At 48.7% G+C, this 15,304-nt stretch carries 13 protein-coding genes; 8 read left to right on the top strand and 5 right to left on the bottom strand.

The window, feature by feature from the left end; genetic code table 11:
* Positions 1-323 precede the first annotated feature (323 nt).
* From ADA01nite_RS00835 to ADA01nite_RS00805, 7 genes are all read left to right on the top strand, one after another.
* A complete protein-coding gene (locus ADA01nite_RS00835) occupies positions 324-2,342 on the top strand; it encodes a transporter substrate-binding domain-containing protein (protein ID WP_146808000.1) in 2,019 nt (672 codons plus the stop codon).
* A complete protein-coding gene (locus ADA01nite_RS00830; RefSeq protein WP_146807999.1) occupies positions 2,342-3,730 on the top strand; it encodes a sigma-54-dependent transcriptional regulator in 1,389 nt (462 codons plus the stop codon). The genes ADA01nite_RS00835 and ADA01nite_RS00830 overlap by 1 nt, the downstream gene beginning before the upstream one ends.
* A 175-nt stretch (positions 3,731-3,905) precedes the next feature.
* Positions 3,906-4,949 carry a TAXI family TRAP transporter solute-binding subunit gene (locus tag ADA01nite_RS00825; protein WP_146807998.1) on the top strand — a complete coding sequence of 348 codons (1,044 nt, stop codon included), beginning with the start codon at positions 3,906-3,908 and terminating at the stop codon, positions 4,947-4,949.
* A 17-nt stretch (positions 4,950-4,966) separates the two neighbouring features.
* Positions 4,967-6,082 carry a polyamine ABC transporter substrate-binding protein gene (locus ADA01nite_RS00820; RefSeq protein ID WP_146807997.1) on the top strand — a complete coding sequence of 372 codons (1,116 nt, stop codon included), beginning with the start codon at positions 4,967-4,969 and terminating at the stop codon, positions 6,080-6,082.
* 25 nt (positions 6,083-6,107) lie between these two features.
* The gene (locus tag ADA01nite_RS00815) at positions 6,108-7,208 is read left to right on the top strand and encodes an ABC transporter ATP-binding protein (protein WP_146808002.1); all 1,101 of its coding nucleotides are present in this window, start codon (positions 6,108-6,110) and stop codon (positions 7,206-7,208) included.
* Complete coding sequence (locus ADA01nite_RS00810; protein ID WP_146807996.1) at positions 7,172-8,119, top strand: ABC transporter permease; 948 nt, start codon at positions 7,172-7,174, stop codon at positions 8,117-8,119. The genes ADA01nite_RS00815 and ADA01nite_RS00810 overlap by 37 nt, the downstream gene beginning before the upstream one ends.
* Positions 8,119-8,913: an ABC transporter permease gene (locus ADA01nite_RS00805; protein WP_146807995.1), complete on the top strand. Its 795-nt coding sequence runs from the start codon at positions 8,119-8,121 to the stop codon at positions 8,911-8,913. The genes ADA01nite_RS00810 and ADA01nite_RS00805 overlap by 1 nt, the downstream gene beginning before the upstream one ends.
* Positions 8,914-8,980: 67 nt before the next feature.
* Here the strand turns inward: ADA01nite_RS00805 and ADA01nite_RS00800 are convergent, their stop codons facing one another.
* From ADA01nite_RS00800 to dppA, 4 genes are read right to left on the bottom strand one after another with little or no spacing between them, the layout of a single operon-like run.
* Positions 8,981-9,610, bottom strand: a complete 630-nt coding sequence (locus tag ADA01nite_RS00800) for a fumarylacetoacetate hydrolase family protein (RefSeq protein ID WP_146807994.1) — start codon at positions 9,608-9,610, stop codon at positions 8,981-8,983.
* A gap of 16 nt (positions 9,611-9,626) precedes the next feature.
* On the bottom strand, positions 9,627-10,415 hold the full coding sequence (locus ADA01nite_RS00795; protein WP_146807993.1) for an SDR family oxidoreductase: 789 nt from the start codon (positions 10,413-10,415) through the stop codon (positions 9,627-9,629).
* Between the two features lie 37 nt (positions 10,416-10,452).
* Positions 10,453-11,448 (bottom strand): NADPH:quinone oxidoreductase family protein, encoded by a 996-nt coding sequence (locus ADA01nite_RS00790; RefSeq protein ID WP_146807992.1) that lies wholly within the window; start codon positions 11,446-11,448, stop codon positions 10,453-10,455.
* A gap of 34 nt (positions 11,449-11,482) precedes the next feature.
* On the bottom strand, positions 11,483-12,307 hold the full coding sequence (gene dppA / locus ADA01nite_RS00785; RefSeq protein WP_146807991.1) for a D-aminopeptidase DppA: 825 nt from the start codon (positions 12,305-12,307) through the stop codon (positions 11,483-11,485).
* A 205-nt stretch (positions 12,308-12,512) separates the two neighbouring features.
* Here dppA and ADA01nite_RS22790 point away from each other — a divergent pair, with 205 nt between their 5' ends.
* A complete protein-coding gene (locus ADA01nite_RS22790) occupies positions 12,513-13,523 on the top strand; it encodes a methyl-accepting chemotaxis protein (protein ID WP_146807990.1) in 1,011 nt (336 codons plus the stop codon).
* A gap of 192 nt (positions 13,524-13,715) precedes the next feature.
* On the opposite strand, the gene ADA01nite_RS00775 is transcribed toward ADA01nite_RS22790, so the two are convergent.
* Positions 13,716-15,284, bottom strand: coding sequence for a fatty acid--CoA ligase (locus ADA01nite_RS00775; RefSeq protein WP_146807989.1), 1,569 nt, complete (start codon positions 15,282-15,284; stop codon positions 13,716-13,718).
* Between the last annotated feature and the right edge of the window lie 20 nt (positions 15,285-15,304).

Here is a 15,304-nt window from a genome sequence, read left to right as displayed (position 1 = left end):
GTACAGTCGGACTTGCGAGAAGGCTAAAACCTTCCCTTGTCCGAAGCCGATTCATCTCATGACTGAGGTCACGAGTGTTCTCGGCTAATTCATAAACCGCAACCAATCAAAAGGCAGCTTCCCATTTGACGGAAAGCTGCCCTTTCTTATGAATCGGCATGTTTTTATCATGCAATCTCTTTTTTCATTTCTTTACTCCCCCGTTCCTCTTCAAAAAGCGATTTACTGTACGTATACTTACTTCAATTTAGGCAATTGTCAAACATTTTTATTGATTTATAATTTTAACATATCAATTTATCGTCTCAGAAGAGGTGGCTTGCTTGAGTCTACGAAAGCGTCTTATGCTAGTGTATACCTTACTCGTCTTGTCGCTCGGGGTCCCGCAGCTTGTATGCGCCGCTGTCTCTCCTTCACAGCTGCCAGTGAAAAAGACATACAAAATCGCGGCAGAATGGGCACTTCCTCCTTTTTCTTATATAACATCAAACGGATCGTTCGTCGGCGCCAGTATCGATATCATGGATAAAATCGCGACCTATAATAATCTTGCCTTCGAATACATTCCAATGGACCTTGCCCGCGCGGAAAAAGAGCTGCAGGCGGGGCGAATCGATGCCATCGCCGGGATGACATACAGTACGGAAAAAAGCGGTGCGTTTGATTTCTCAGATCCGTACTTCACCATGTCGGACGCGTTAATTATTCCTAAAGAAAAAAGGCAGGCCGTACACAGCATCAGCGACATACGCTCCCTGCATGTCGTTCTGCAAAATCGGAAACCCGTGCTGGAATCGCTGCTTAATCTGCGCCATTCCAATCTTACGGTCACCAGAAACCAGCTTTCCGGTATGCTGCTCCTGCTTGAGAAGCGGGCGGATGTATTTATCGGTAATAAATGGACAGCGAACGTATACTTGCGGCATTTCAGACAGCAGGACAACTTTATCATTCTGGAAGAAGTTATCGAGCCGGCCGATTTCGCCATTGCCGTTCGTAAAGGTGACGACTCGCTGCTTGCCGTCATCAATCGGACATTGACAACAATGAAAGCGAAAGGAGAAATTAATCAGCTCATGAATAACTGGCTGATGTCGGAATCGGATGTACAAATCGCCCGCCTACAGAAGTTCATTCAATTGCTGGCGACGGTTCTCATCGCAACAGCGTGCGTGCTTCTGTTTATTTATTTATGGAACCAGCGTTTAAAAAAAGCGGTGCAAAGTCGCACCGAAGAACTCTGGCTGCTTACTCACCATTTGCAAGAACAACGTCAAGATATCGCTGACCGTGATGCATTCAAAGAACAAATCTTAAATAACATCCATACCGGAATTGTCACATTCAGTATGGACTATACGGTAACGAGCTACAATACGCGCGCAAATGAAATGCTGGGATTCACGGATGGATTTTTCAAAGAGAAGAACTACCCTCCGCTGCTCGCCCGTATTCTGGCACACTACAGAGATAACAGCGAACAACATCAAAGCCACAAAAACGCTTTAACCAAATTAGAAATCAACGAATCAGGAGTCTGGAAAGTGATTTACTACCGTCTGCTCACCCTGCATGACGCCCAGAAAAAGCAAATAGGATACTTGCTCTCTATGACCGACCGCACGGAAGAGACACGCCTGGAACAAAAGCTTGTCATGCAGGAGAAGCTGCATGCTTTAGGCCAGCTTGTAGCGGGAGTCGCTCACGAAATCCGCAACCCGCTGACGTCTATTAAAACATTCGTCGACCTGCTGCCCAGCAAATACGATCAGCCAAAATTCCGGGAAGCCATCATGGAACATCTGCCTGCTGAAATTAACAGGCTGAATGCGATTGTAACCGATTTACTGGATTACGCCCGTCCTCGTTCGCCCAGCAAAGAAATGTATCCGGCCAACGCCCTGCTCACTTCTTTGCTCACGTTTTTACGGGTTACCCTGGAAAAGAAAGAGATTGTTCTTGAACAATCCTGCCAGGATGATATTGCCTTTTATACTGATCCACAGCAGATACGGCAAGTTTTTTTGAATCTTCTGCTCAACGCCATTGATGCTGTAGAAGAAACAGCAGAGAAGAAAATCATAATTACCGTGGAAAAAGAAAACGCGGAGACAGGACGAATTACAATTGCCGATACCGGGACCGGAATCGAATCGGAACAGATGAAACGTATTTTCGAACCTTTCTACTCAAGCAAACATAACGGTGTCGGACTCGGACTTCCCCTCTCCTATAAACTGCTCAGAGAAAACAAGGGAGACATTCGCATAACAAGCCATCCTGGCCTGGGAACGAAAGTCACTGTCTTTTTACCGTTGCATAAACCGGAGGAGGAATCATAATGAAACCGCACGTATTGATACTTGATGATGAACGCGCCATCTGTACCTCACTTAGCTTTGCGCTAGAAGACGCATATGATATCGCTGCTTTTACTGACCCCATGGAAGGACTGCGTGCAATGGAACAGCATCCGTTCGATATCGTACTGCTGGATTTGCGGATAGGGTCCCGCAGCGGCATCGATATCCTGCGTCAGATTAAACAGAAGCATCCATCTGTCATCGTGATTATGATGACCGCTTACGCCTCCATCGAATCGTCTATCGAAGCGATTAAGCAGGGGGCGTACTACTACATTGAAAAGCCGATTAACACGGAAGAAATACAGTTGTTAATGATGAAAGCGCTTGAACATAAACGGCTCTCCCTTCAGGTTGAGACGCTGCATGCACAGCTTCAGCAAACCAGCGGACGAAGATGTTTCGTAGGGAAAAGCAAGGCGATGGAACATGTCTTCTCCATGATTGAACGTGTAAAAGATATCGATTCGAACGTGCTCATCACCGGAGAGAGCGGCACCGGCAAAGAGCTGGTGGCGCGTGCCATCCATGATACAGGCAGGCGAAAGAACGGTCCGTTAGAAATCGTCAACTGCGCAGCCATTCCGGAGACGCTGCTGGAAAGTGAACTGTTCGGCTACGAAAAAGGTGCATTCACCGGAGCGACGCAGCGAAAAGAAGGAAAGTGGGCAGCAGCGAACGGCGGTACGCTATTTCTCGATGAAATAAGCGAGATGCCGCTTGCTCTGCAGGCTAAGATTCTGCGGGTTCTCCAGGAACGTGAAGTGACACCTCTTGGGTCAAACCGAAAAATCTCCCTGGACGTACGGATTGTAAGCGCTACAAATAAACGGCTGGAACAAATGGTAGCGGAAGGAACGTTTCGCGAAGATTTATATTTCAGGCTTAATGTCATCCCTATATCGGTCCCGCCACTGCGGGAAAGAGAGGGAGACTTGCCGCTGCTGCTTGAATACTTCCTGCAAAAATACTCCCGGGAAATGGACAAAGCTCCAAAAAGGTTGTCAGCAGCCGCGCGCCGTCTCTTGCTCGCTTACAACTATCCGGGCAATATCCGCCAGCTCGGAAATATTATAGAGTATGCCGTCGCCCTTTCCTCCTCCGACATCATTACGGAAGAAGATCTGCCGGAATATGTTCAGCAGCCTAGTCCAACCACGATTCCTGCTGCCCGGGCTGACGCCGAACGCATCATTAGCATTCCCGTCGGTGCTCCTATGAAAGAAATCGAGAAAAGGGCCATTGCCGCCACGCTTCACCACTGCAATTGGCATCGACAGGAAACCGCACGTGTTCTGCAAATTTCGGAGCGAAGCCTGCGTGATAAAATTAAGCTTTATAATATCCAAAATGAGCAAGAATTATAATATTTTCTAATTCGGCAGAATTTGCCGATTCGGCAAAATTCGCCGTCTCATCCGGCAAACTCTGCCGAATTATTTTTAACATCCTTCTTTCCAAGTTGAAAACGTTAACATTTATATAAATCGGAAAATTGGAACGAAAATTGCAATTACTCTGATATAGGAAAGGAGCGTGCAAATGAAACAACATTATTTTTTCGCGGGAGCAATTCTTTTGCTAACCTGGCTCACGGTCGGTTGCTCCCTCGCGGAAAACAAACAGGAAATCCCTTCTCCTGTTTCATACTATCCGCTGCGGCAATCGGAAGATGCGTCTGTTCCCTCGCTGCAGGGCCAAAATGTCACCATTGCCACAGGCGACATATCGGGTGTATACTACCTGCTCGGTCAGGCTCTTGCCGACATCTATGAACGGTATGACGGCGCGGTTACAGGTACGCGAATCACAAAGGCATCTATCGAAAATACCAGACTTGTCGCCCAGAAGAAGGCGGAGCTGGGATTTGCCACTGTCGATGCGCTTCTGACTGTTAACCAGCCAAACAACGCCGAAGAGCGATACGAACGATCCCGCTTGCGGGCCATCACCGAAATTTATTCCAATTATATCCATATTGCAGTTACCAAAAAAAGTGGAATTCGTTCTCTACAGGATTTAAAAGGGAAACGGATTGGTATGGGGCCCATCGGAAGCGGCACGGAATTAACGGCAGAACGTATCCTGCAGGCAGCAAAATTGACGCGATATAACGTAAAAAAATATTATTTCTCTTTCTCCCAATCATCTCAGGCGCTTAGAGATGGGGTTATTGACGCGGCCTTTTTCTCCTCGGGCATGCCGAATCCCGATATTGCTTCGCTGGCGAAAGACATTCCGCTTACCCTGGTGCAGATTCCGGAACAAGTAATGACAGAGCTTCAGCGGCAGTACCCTTATTATTCAAAAAAAGTTATTCCGAAGGAAACATACGGCGGACTGGACCACGATGTCGAAACAGTAGTCGTAAAAAATGTGCTTCTCACCCATAGCGACCTGCCCAAAGAAACGGCATACGAGTTAACCCGGAGTTTCTATGAACATCTTCCCGAGATGTATGATATTCATCCTGCCGCCAGAGAAATCAAAGCGGAAGAGGCGGACAAGCATATCTATCTTCCCCTTCATCCGGGTGCGGCTCAATATTTTGAAGAAATGAAAAAGAAAAGAAAGGATTCCAATTAATAAGGAGGTCAATTACTATGCATAAACTGCAAAAACTCATCTCTATCTTCGCCGTTCTAACGCTTGCCATCCTGGCAGGCTGCGGCGTTCCTACCGCACAAAAAACAGGTGATGCCCCTGCTGGCAACGCACCTGCGGCAGAAGGTGCCAAACAGCTGACCATCGCCGGAAACGGAGGTAAGATCGAAAAAGCCATTCGCGACGAGATTGCTCCGAAGTTCAAAGAAAAGACCGGCATTCAAATCAACTACATCGCCGGCCTCTCAGGTGAAATTCTCTCAAAAGTAGAGCTGCAGAAAAACGCGCCGCAGATCGACATTGCACTTTATGTGCCGATTGACGTACAGCGCGCCAAAGAAAAAGGACTTACCGAGCCTCTTGACGAAACGAACGTTCCTGCACTGAAAAACGTCGATCCGCGTTTTATCGTTGTGGAAAAAACAGCCGCGCCTGCTTTCGGGCTTGTCATCGCGCCTGCTTATAACACGGAGGCTTTCGAAAAGAATAACATCAAACCGATTGAATCCTGGAATGACATCGCTCGTCCGGAATACAAAGGCAGAACCGCCTTCTCGGATATTTCAAATGACTGGGGTTTTAATACTTTATACGCTCTGGCACTGGCAAACGGAGGCAGCATCGATAACATGGAGCCTGGTCTGAAAAAAGCGAAAGAACTTGCCGGTTATTCGTCCACTTTCTACAAAAACTCGACGCAAATGATGCCGGCTATGCAGCAGGGCGCCGCCGACGTAACAGTGATGGGAAGCTACGCTATTGGAGACCTGGCTGTTTCCGGTGTTCCGCTCAAAATGGTTGTACCGAAAGAGGGTGTACCGCTGCAAGCATTCAGCGCTACCCTGGTTAAAAACACGCCGCATAAAAAGGAAGCGCTTGATTTTATTAACTATCTTGTAGGCGAAGAGGCGCAAAAAGCGACGGCAGACGCGGGATTCTATCCGGTCGTAAAAGGAATGAAACTGTCGGAGAAATACGAACCGTTCATCGGACTAAAAGAAACAGACAAAACGTACAAGCCCGATTTTGCGAAATTTGCGAAAATGAGAGCCGAGTGGTCGGATCGCTGGTCGAAAGAAGTAACACCGCAGCTTGGTAAACTGTTGAAAAAATAAGTAAGAAAGGGGACGTATCATGACCATACTGGCAACAAGAAATGACGTGGAAATCAAAAATGTCGTCAAACGCTTCGGTTCTAATACGGTATTGAACGGCATCAATCTGGAAATCAAGCAGGGTGAGCTTCTCACTCTGCTTGGCCCTTCCGGCTGCGGCAAAACAACCACCTTGAACTTAATCGCAGGCTTTCTCGAAGCCGATGAAGGGGATGTCTATATTAAAGGAAAAAACGTAACGCATATCCCCCCGTACAAACGCGACCTGGGAATGGTTTTCCAGACATATTCTCTCTTTCCGCACATGACCGTATACGAAAACCTCGACTTTGGTCTTAGACTGCGCAAGGTGCCCAAACCGAAAAAACAAAACCGCATTGCCCGTGCGCTCGATCTCGTGAAAATGTCCGGACTTGAGCATCGCTACCCGCGTGAGTTGTCGGGCGGACAGCGGCAGCGTGTCGCCATCGCCCGCGCGCTTGTCGTGGAGCCTGAACTGCTGCTGCTCGATGAACCTCTCTCTAATCTAGACGCCAAACTGCGCCATGAATTGCGTGCGGAGATTAAGCGACTGCAGAAAGAAATTGGGGTTACGACCATCTTTGTTACGCATGACCAGGAAGAAGCGCTCTCCATGTCCGATCGGGTCGTCGTCATGAACGGAGGAAAAATCGAGCAGATCAGTTCACCGACCACCATTTACAACCATCCGGAAACCGAGTTCGTCTTCCAGTTTATCGGTAAGTCCAACTGCTTCCACGGTACAGTGGCGGAAATCAACAACCGAAAAATTTCCGTACAGCTGGAAGACGGGTGGGTAACGTTTGTCGATGCGGACAACATTATGGGCAGCGAGCGTACATGCCGCCCGGGAGATGAAGTAAAGCTATATATTCGCCCTGAAAAACTGTCCCTCGCTTCTGCGGAACAATCCGGACATCTGGAACACTTCCACAAAGCGACGATTACTCAGATGAACTACCTGGGAGCTTCCTGGGAGATTGACGCTACCCTGCTCGGAAAATCCGTGCAAATTTTAACCCCTATGTATGATGCTTCATGGCAAATCGGGAAAGAGGTGATGATTGGATGGAATCCGTCAGACATCATGCTCATCAAGAAGTGATTCGGGAACCGGCAACGATACCGGAACCAATAAAAACAAAGCCGCGCAAAAAGAAAAAAGCGTATCTTCCCGGCCTTCTTCTTTTGCTTCCGATTTTACTGTTTATCTTTGGATTTTTTGTCGTACCGATGTTATACATTCTGTATTTAAGCTTTATTTATACAGATAGCCCGAACGCAACAAACGCAGTATACAGTTTGAAAAACTATGCGCTGTTTTTTACAGACTCCTATTATCTATCGTCACTATGGATAACAGTAAAAGTAAGCCTGTATACGGTTCTTGTATCTTTGCTGCTTGGCTACCCGGTCGCATTGACAATGGCCAAAAGTTCGCCGCGCATACGCGGATACATTGCGCTGCTCATCGCATCCCCTTTGCTTGTCAGCATTGTGGTGCGCAACTTCGGCTGGTATCTCTTGCTTCTTCCAAATGGAACCATTAACAGTATATTGACTTCACTCGGCATTGTCAGCGCTCCGCTGAAGCTGCTATTTTCAGAAGTCGGGGTGGTTATCGGCCTTTCTAATGCGTATCTGCCGTTCATGATTTTAGCGATTGCCACAAGCCTGTATAATATCGATCCTTCGCTGGAGAGAGCGGGCGCGATTCTTGGTGCAAGTCCGATGCGCACCTTCTTCTCGATTACGCTGCCGCTTAGCCTTCCCGGCATCGTATCCGGCTGCGTACTTGTTTTTAGCATGTCGATGAGCGCCTATGTTACACCCGCACTCATGGGAGGAGCTAACGTACCGATGATGCCGATTGTGGCGTATGATCAGATTAACAACCTGCTCCGCTGGACATTCGGTTCCGCGCTGTCTTATGTGCTTCTGGCTACAACCATGCTGCTTGTAACCGTCTTTACGCGCGGATTTGAAAAAAGCAGATTCAGGGAGGTATTCCGATAATGAAAACACTGGGAAGACTGCGTCTGCTCGTAGCCATCCTTACCATTATTTATATTTTAATTCCGCTGCTTGTCGTCATTCCGGCTTCTTTTACAAGCGCTAATTATCCAAGTTTTCCGCCGCAGGGCTTTTCCTTCCAGTGGTACACGAAACTGCTGGAGCGGCCGGAATTCATGACGGCTCTTGCCAATAGCGCCAAATTCGCATTGGTGGCCGCATTTTTCTCTGTCTTATTCGGTACGCTTGGTGCATTGGCTATAGCCAAATATGATATCCCGGGCAAATCGTATATTACGTCGCTGCTGACTTCGCCGCTTAGCGTACCTCAGCTTGTATTAGGCGTAGCACTGCTTATTTACTTTACACCACTGATGCTGGCCGGTACCGGAACAGGGTTCCTGATTGCCCACATCATTATCTGTATCCCCTATGTAATCCGGCTGGTGCTTACCGGTTTAAGCGGATTTGACTACAATCTGGAACGGGCTGCCGCGATTCTCGGCGCAAGTCCGCTGACGGTATTTTGGAGAGTGACGCTGCCATTAATCCGTCCGGCTATCATTTCGGGAGGATTGTTCGCATTTTTGACATCATTTGACAATGTTACCGTATCGCTGTTTATGGTATCTCCCGATATGCGTACACTGCCGATCGAAATTTTCTCGCATATGCAGGATGCGTACGATCCGCTGGTCGCTTCCGTTTCCAGTGTCGTTATTTTTATCTCGGTCATTCTCATTATCATCCTTGAGAAACTTCAGGGTGTAGGCCGAATGTTCGGCGGCACGCACTGATACCAAAAAACACCGCACAACCGGCCTGGCTGCCGGTAGTGCGGTGTTTTTGCTTTCTTCTTTTTATCTATAGACGTAAGTGAATCACGCAAGTTCCCCATACGTCATCGCCCCAAAGCAGCTCCAACTTATCGCCATCCGCCACTGGACCGACGCCCGCCGGTGTACCCGTATAAATAATATCACCCTGCCCCAATCCGAAGTGCTCGGCGGCAAATTCGATAATTGTCTGCATGTTAAACAGCATATCGCTCACGTTGCCGCGCTGTACCCGCTCCCCGTTTTTGAAAAGCGAGAAATCCGTTTCAGCGCATGCCGCTTCCCCGGGAAACGCATGAAACTTCGTCAACACCGCCGAATTCGGAAATCCTTTTGCTCTCAGCCAAGGGTGACTTTTCTTCTTCAATTCACTCTGCACATCGCGCAGCGTAAAATCAATGCCCAATGCCATCTTATCCACTATGTCTTCCACACTCATTCCCGGCTCATACGGACGAAAGATATGCAGCACCAGTTCCGTTTCGTAATGCACTTCACCCTGATTTCCCGGCAGTACAATCGTCTGCCCGTTCGCTTCTACCAACGCATGGGTCGGCTTAGAAAAGAGAAACGGAGAAGTCGGCACCGCATTCCCCAGCTCTTCCGCATGTAGCCGATAGTTTCTTCCCACACAATAAATGTTGCGTATTTGATTCATCGGTCCCCTTCTCTCTTTATACTGACGTTATCATGCCGCCATCAACCAGCAGCGTGCTTCCCGTAATATATGTGCTGGCACCAGAAACGAGGAACGTTACCACCCTGGCGAACTCCTCCGGCTCTCCGTACCGCTTAAGCGGAATGGCCTGCTTCGCTTTCTCTTCCATTTCTTCCTTCGTAATGCCCTGCCTCTCAGCATTCAGCTGGTCCAGATGCGCCACGCGATCCGTTGCGATGCGGCCCGGCGCCACCGTATTGATGAGAATGTTATAGGGCGCAAGTTCCATCGACAGCGTCTTAGCCATTCCTACAATTCCCAAGCGGAATGTGTTAGATAGAATGAGACCTGGAATCGGCTGCTTGACGGAAGAAGAAGCGATATTAATGATACGGCCGCCTCCTGCCTGCTTCATATCAGGCAGCACCTCCCGAATGAGGCGGATATAACTTAATAGATTTAATTCAAATGCTTTTTGCCACTGTTCATCATCAAATTGCTCGAATGTGCCGCCCGGTGGTCCGCCGGCATTGTTAATAAGAATATCAATTCCGCCGAACGTCTCACGCGTCGCCTGTACGAGAGACTTAATTTCATCATAACTGGTAATATCCGCTTTATGGTACGCTACCTTCCCCGTCCCCAGCTGTTCCAGCTCTTCTTTCACCTGCCGCAGCTTCTCTTCGTGACGGCTCGTAATCATCACGTGTGCGCCTTCCTTAACAAGCTGCTCCGCAATCGCCCGGCCCAGCCCCTGGCTAGAGGCAACGACCAGCGCCACTTTGCCGTTTAATTTCAGTTCCATATACATGTCTCCTTCTCTTAAGATGAATAAACAATCTTTATAATTTCACAATGGCCCGCCCGCGCATTTGTCCCTGCAAAATGCGCTGAAGCGAATGTGGTAGCTCATCCAGCGTAATCTCGTGTGCAATCGTATCCTCAAGGCGATCCGGTTTCAAGTCATCCGCCATCCGTTTCCACAACGGCAGACGAACCTCCATCGGGCAATAGACGGAATCGATTCCCAGCAGATTGACCCCCCGTAAAATAAACGGAAACACCGTTGTCGGCACATTTGTCCCGCCGGTTAACCCGCTGACCGCGACAGAGCCGCCATACTGCGTTGTACTTAGCACATAGGCCAGTGTATTGCCTCCGACCGGATCGACTGCACCGGCCCAGCGCGTCTTACCGAGCGGCTTGAATTTCTCAGGTGCTACGTCTTCCCGTGCTATAATTTCCTTCACACCCAGCTCCCGCAAATAGCCGTGCTCGGATTCTTTTCCGGTACTGGCGACCACATCATACCCCTTCTTTGCCAGCATAGCCGCAGCCAGACTGCCCACTCCGCCTGTCGCACCGGTAACCAGCACTTCACCCTTGTCCGGTGTAACACCGCTTTCCTCCAGCCTCTGCACCGATAACGCCGCGGTAAAACCGGCCGTACCGTAGACCATTGCTTCTCTGAGCGTTAATCCGGATGGAAGTGGAACAATCCATTCGGCCGGAACACGCACATACTCGCTGAAGCCGCCGTAATGCGACACTCCCAGCTCAAACCCGGTGACCAGTACCTGATCGCCTTCTTTGAAACGTTCATCCGTTGACGAGACCACCGTTCCAGCTACATCAATCCCCGGTACGAACGGATAGGTTCGAACAATATTGCCGTTCGGCGTGCTGGCCAAGCCATCCTTGTAGTTTACGCTTGAATAGGCAGCCCGGATGATGACATCCCCTTGCGGAAGCTGGTCTATGGACAGCTCTTTTACCTTAACCGATACATCCCCTGACTCCGTCTTATCGACAACCAATGCGCGAAATTTCTCTTGCATGCGTCTCTCCCCTTCCACTTTTTGTTCCTATTGATTAACAAAACGTTGCTTTCATTGCCAGCTCTGTCATCACGATCATCGCTTTATACGCTTCAAGAATGTCCCTCGCTTGATAATGCACGACGGGCTCGTTCTCTTCAATCGTCGTACCCGGCATCAGGCCTGCCCACTCCGCCTGGCCATGATTGGCGAATTCAATGGTTAGAACCGGATTCTCCGGCGGCGTAAGAGGCTTCACATTCTTCCGATTCTCAATCGCCTGTTTTGTTTTTTCCCGCAGAAGCCAGCCCGCTTTCTCCGGCGTAAGGCAGAGTGCGGACGTCCGGGAAATCTGCCGCTTCACAACGGCAGTTGTAATGCCCGGTATCAGCGCTTCGGCTTCGGCCGCCGTCTCGTCATCGCCCGCCACCATCAAGAGCGGGACGCCGTAATGTCCAGCCACATATGCGTTAAATCCCAGCTCGCCGATCGGCTGATCGTTGATGTACATATTTCTCACACCGAAAATCATCGTGTGGCTGAGCACACCTCTTCTTCCGGCACGTGAATGATACCCGAGAAACATGGCACCGGCGTATGTATCATCAAGTCCCTGTACCATGGAAAACGGCTTAACATCTCCGGAGATAAGCTGCGCTTCCGGATGCAGCCGTTCGATTACCAGGTTATTCATCTTAGAATGGCTGTCATTGACCACAATCTCTTTGAATCCCTGTTGAAATGCGGCTTCAATAACATGGTTTGCTTCATCGGTCATTAGCTTTTGGCCGCGCGTATAATTTCGCTCTCGTGCATCCACAAACGTCTGATCCACAAGCCCGGTAATCCCTTCCATATCGACGGAAAGATACAGTTTCATCTCTTCACTCCTCTCTACTTTTCCTCAAATTTAAATATTCTATATTCTCTTCAGAGATTCCTTTCTTTCAGCAACATACTATATGCTTCACTTTTTTCGTTAAAATACATTCCTTTTGTCAAAAATATCTTTACATTTAATGTTAAATTATCTAACATATATATAACACTAAATTCATTTTGGCTAAAAGGAAGGTGGTATTTCCATGAAGACAATGAATTCAGAGTCGTTGAATGTCTCACTGCTGCTTCATGAGCTAAAGCAGGCAAACGAAAAAATGGGGCAAGTAGTAAAGACGATTAACCATGTCGCCTCCCAGGCCAATCTACTCGCGCTTAATTCAGCTATTGAAGCTGCACGAGCCGGAGAGTATGGACGCGGTTTTTCTGTCGTAGCTGACGAAATCAAACGATTTTCGCAGCAATGTTTAGCCGCCAATCAGGAAAGCGATGAACTCATCCGTAATATCCAGAGAAAGGCAAACGAAGTCATCGCCGTCCGGACAGCGGACGTAGCTTTTGACACCATTGACAAAATCGATCGCAACCTTTTTGAACGGAACTGTGATGTGCAAGCCTGGGCTACCTTCAATGCCATTAAAGAGTGCCTCCGTGTTCAAGAACCGGAACGAAAGCGAAAAGCAACCGCCTTTATGAAAAAGATCGTTGACATTTATGAGGTATACTTCGATTTGTTCGTCACTGATGTAGAGGGAAAGGTTGTGGCGGCTGGCGTTAACCAGAACCTAGTCGGACTCGATATGTCCGATCGCCAGTGGTTTCGCGAGACAATGAAAACAAACAATGTTTACGTTACGGACATGTACTATTCCAAAGCGATGAACGGGCATACCATCGCTTATTCTTGCCCGGTTCGCGAAGACGACGGTTCCGTACTTGGCGTCTTTACCACCCGTTTCAATTGGAATTATATCTACGATATTATCGACACGGTCAAAATTGATAGTCAAAGCGAACTCTATGTTATTAATCAAGAGGGTACAGTGATCGCTTCCCGCGATCGGCAAGGAATTCTAAAGACAAACCTCGCCTCGTTGTCTGCCGTTAAAAAACTTCTCTCAGGTCAGCCATACGGCTATACGATTGAGCGTGACCGCTTCGGCCAAGAAAAAATATACGCCTTCTGCCAAACGAAAGGGTATAACGCATACAAAGGAAAAGGCTGGTCTGTTATTGTTAGCGAATCGATCAGCTAATAAATATGCTGAAAGGACGGCTGACTTTTAAGGTGCGAAGGAAAAGAGAGAAAAGAACGAGACAATGATTTCCATGTGGAAAAAGGCAAATGCCTTTTTCTTCCCTGGATCTCATTTCCTCTTTCTCTCCTTCTTTCCTCACAATTTTCACAGAAAAAGGAGCGGTACCGTCCGCTCCTTTTTCTATTCACTCTATACATGGGCCGCCTGCTTTTCAAGAATAAACTTCTGAATTTTACCGCTTGCCGTTTTCGGAAGTTCATCGACGAAACAATAGGCACGGGGGCGCTTGTATTTGGCAAGTCGATTGCCGGTAAGGAGGAATTCGTCCAGCTCCTGTTCCGTAACCTGACTGCCTTTAGCACGAACGACATAGGCGAACACGATCTGTCCCCATTTCGGGTCCGGTTTTCCCACAACCGCTGCCTCGCGTACCCCGGGATGCTCGACAAGCCGATCTTCCACCTCACGCGGGTAGATGTTTTCCGCTCCCGAAATAATCATGTGGTCAATCCGGTCGCGTATCCAGACATACCCTTCCTCGTCATATTCACCCATATCCCCGGTATGATACCAGCCGTATGCCAGCGCTTTTTCTGTCGCTTCCGGACGGTTATAGTAGCCGCCCATCATGCACGGTCCTTTCACCAGAATTTCACCGATTTCTCCCGGTTCGCAAATATCGTCCGGATGGGTAGGGGAGCCGTCCGGCTGCACCCGGCAGATGCGTAATTGGTGTGTCAGACTCGGCTTTCCTGCCGAACCCGCTTTCTTCAATTGCTCGTCTGCATATAACACCGCCATGCAGGGTCCCATCTCCGTCGTCCCGTAAATCTGGATGAGGTCGGCACCAATTTTTTCTTCAAACTCACGGATAAGTACAGGAGCCATCGACGCTCCGCCGTATTCGAGCAAGCGCAGCGACGACAGATTATATGCGTCGAAATCGTCCGCATGCAGCAGCATATTTACCATCGTCGGCGCCGCAAACATATGCGTGATCTGCTCCTTCTCGATCGTATGAAGCACATGGGAAACGTCGAAATGGTGCAAAAGCACATTGGTTGCCCCCACCTGCACACGCGGCAGGAATGACGTATGCAGCTCCGCCGTATGATTCAGCGGTGCCGCGGCCAATCCGATATCGTCTTTCGTCAGTCCCATGCACTGCATCATCATGAAATTGTGATGGATTTTGCTTCGATGCGTATGAAGCACACCTTTCGGGCGCCCTGTCGTACCGCTGGTATACATCATAATGCAATAATCGTCTTCCGAGACGCTCGCATTCGGACGAGCCGTGTCTTCCGCCTCAAGCAGCGCATAGAAATCCAGCGCACCTTCCGGAATTTCAGCATCTACGTAGATATAGTGTTCCACCGGATTTCCCAGCTCGCGTGCTTTAGCTACGATATCGGAACCCTGATTTTCATACAGCAAAACCTTCGCTTTTCCATCCTGCAGAATATACTGAAGCTCGTGCGCAGCCAGACGATAATTAATCGGATTGAAAATGGCTCCGATTTTAGCGGTCGCAAACAGCGTCACGACGAATTCGCTCGTATTATATAAGAAGGAAGAAACCACATCGCCTTTTTGCACACCCAGGCGCTGAAGCGCCCGGGCGAACTGGTTTACCTTTTGATCCAATTCTGTATAATCCCAGCGGTGATGCTTGTTTTCAAATTCATAAACTAAAGCCGTCTTCTTCGGAAAATTGCGGGCCGACCACTCTAGAGTCTCTCCGATTGTTGTGCTCATCCGTTTTCCTCCCTTTCCCG

Source organism: Aneurinibacillus danicus, from assembly GCF_007991215.1.
GTDB lineage: Bacteria > Bacillota > Bacilli > Aneurinibacillales > Aneurinibacillaceae > Aneurinibacillus > Aneurinibacillus danicus.
Note: the sequence above shows the minus strand (reverse complement) of the source record. Positions and strands in the feature narration are given on the sequence as shown.

What these genes read in the sequence shown, in the direction of transcription:
- ADA01nite_RS00800 (WP_146807994.1), bottom strand. Translation starts at nt 9,610, where the DNA reads ATGAATCAAATACGCAACATTTATTGTGTGGGAAGAAACTATCGGCTA.
- ADA01nite_RS00795 (WP_146807993.1), bottom strand. Translation starts at nt 10,415, where the DNA reads ATGGAACTGAAATTAAACGGCAAAGTGGCGCTGGTCGTTGCCTCTAGC.
- ADA01nite_RS00790 (WP_146807992.1), bottom strand. Translation starts at nt 11,448, where the DNA reads ATGCAAGAGAAATTTCGCGCATTGGTTGTCGATAAGACGGAGTCAGGG.
- ADA01nite_RS00830 (WP_146807999.1), top strand. Translation starts at nt 2,342, where the DNA reads ATGAAACCGCACGTATTGATACTTGATGATGAACGCGCCATCTGTACC.
- ADA01nite_RS22790 (WP_146807990.1), top strand. Translation starts at nt 12,513, where the DNA reads ATGAAGACAATGAATTCAGAGTCGTTGAATGTCTCACTGCTGCTTCAT.
- ADA01nite_RS00810 (WP_146807996.1), top strand. Translation starts at nt 7,172, where the DNA reads ATGGAATCCGTCAGACATCATGCTCATCAAGAAGTGATTCGGGAACCG.
- ADA01nite_RS00820 (WP_146807997.1), top strand. Translation starts at nt 4,967, where the DNA reads ATGCATAAACTGCAAAAACTCATCTCTATCTTCGCCGTTCTAACGCTT.
- ADA01nite_RS00805 (WP_146807995.1), top strand. Translation starts at nt 8,119, where the DNA reads ATGAAAACACTGGGAAGACTGCGTCTGCTCGTAGCCATCCTTACCATT.
- ADA01nite_RS00825 (WP_146807998.1), top strand. Translation starts at nt 3,906, where the DNA reads ATGAAACAACATTATTTTTTCGCGGGAGCAATTCTTTTGCTAACCTGG.
- ADA01nite_RS00775 (WP_146807989.1), bottom strand. Translation starts at nt 15,284, where the DNA reads ATGAGCACAACAATCGGAGAGACTCTAGAGTGGTCGGCCCGCAATTTT.
- dppA (WP_146807991.1), bottom strand. Translation starts at nt 12,307, where the DNA reads ATGAAACTGTATCTTTCCGTCGATATGGAAGGGATTACCGGGCTTGTG.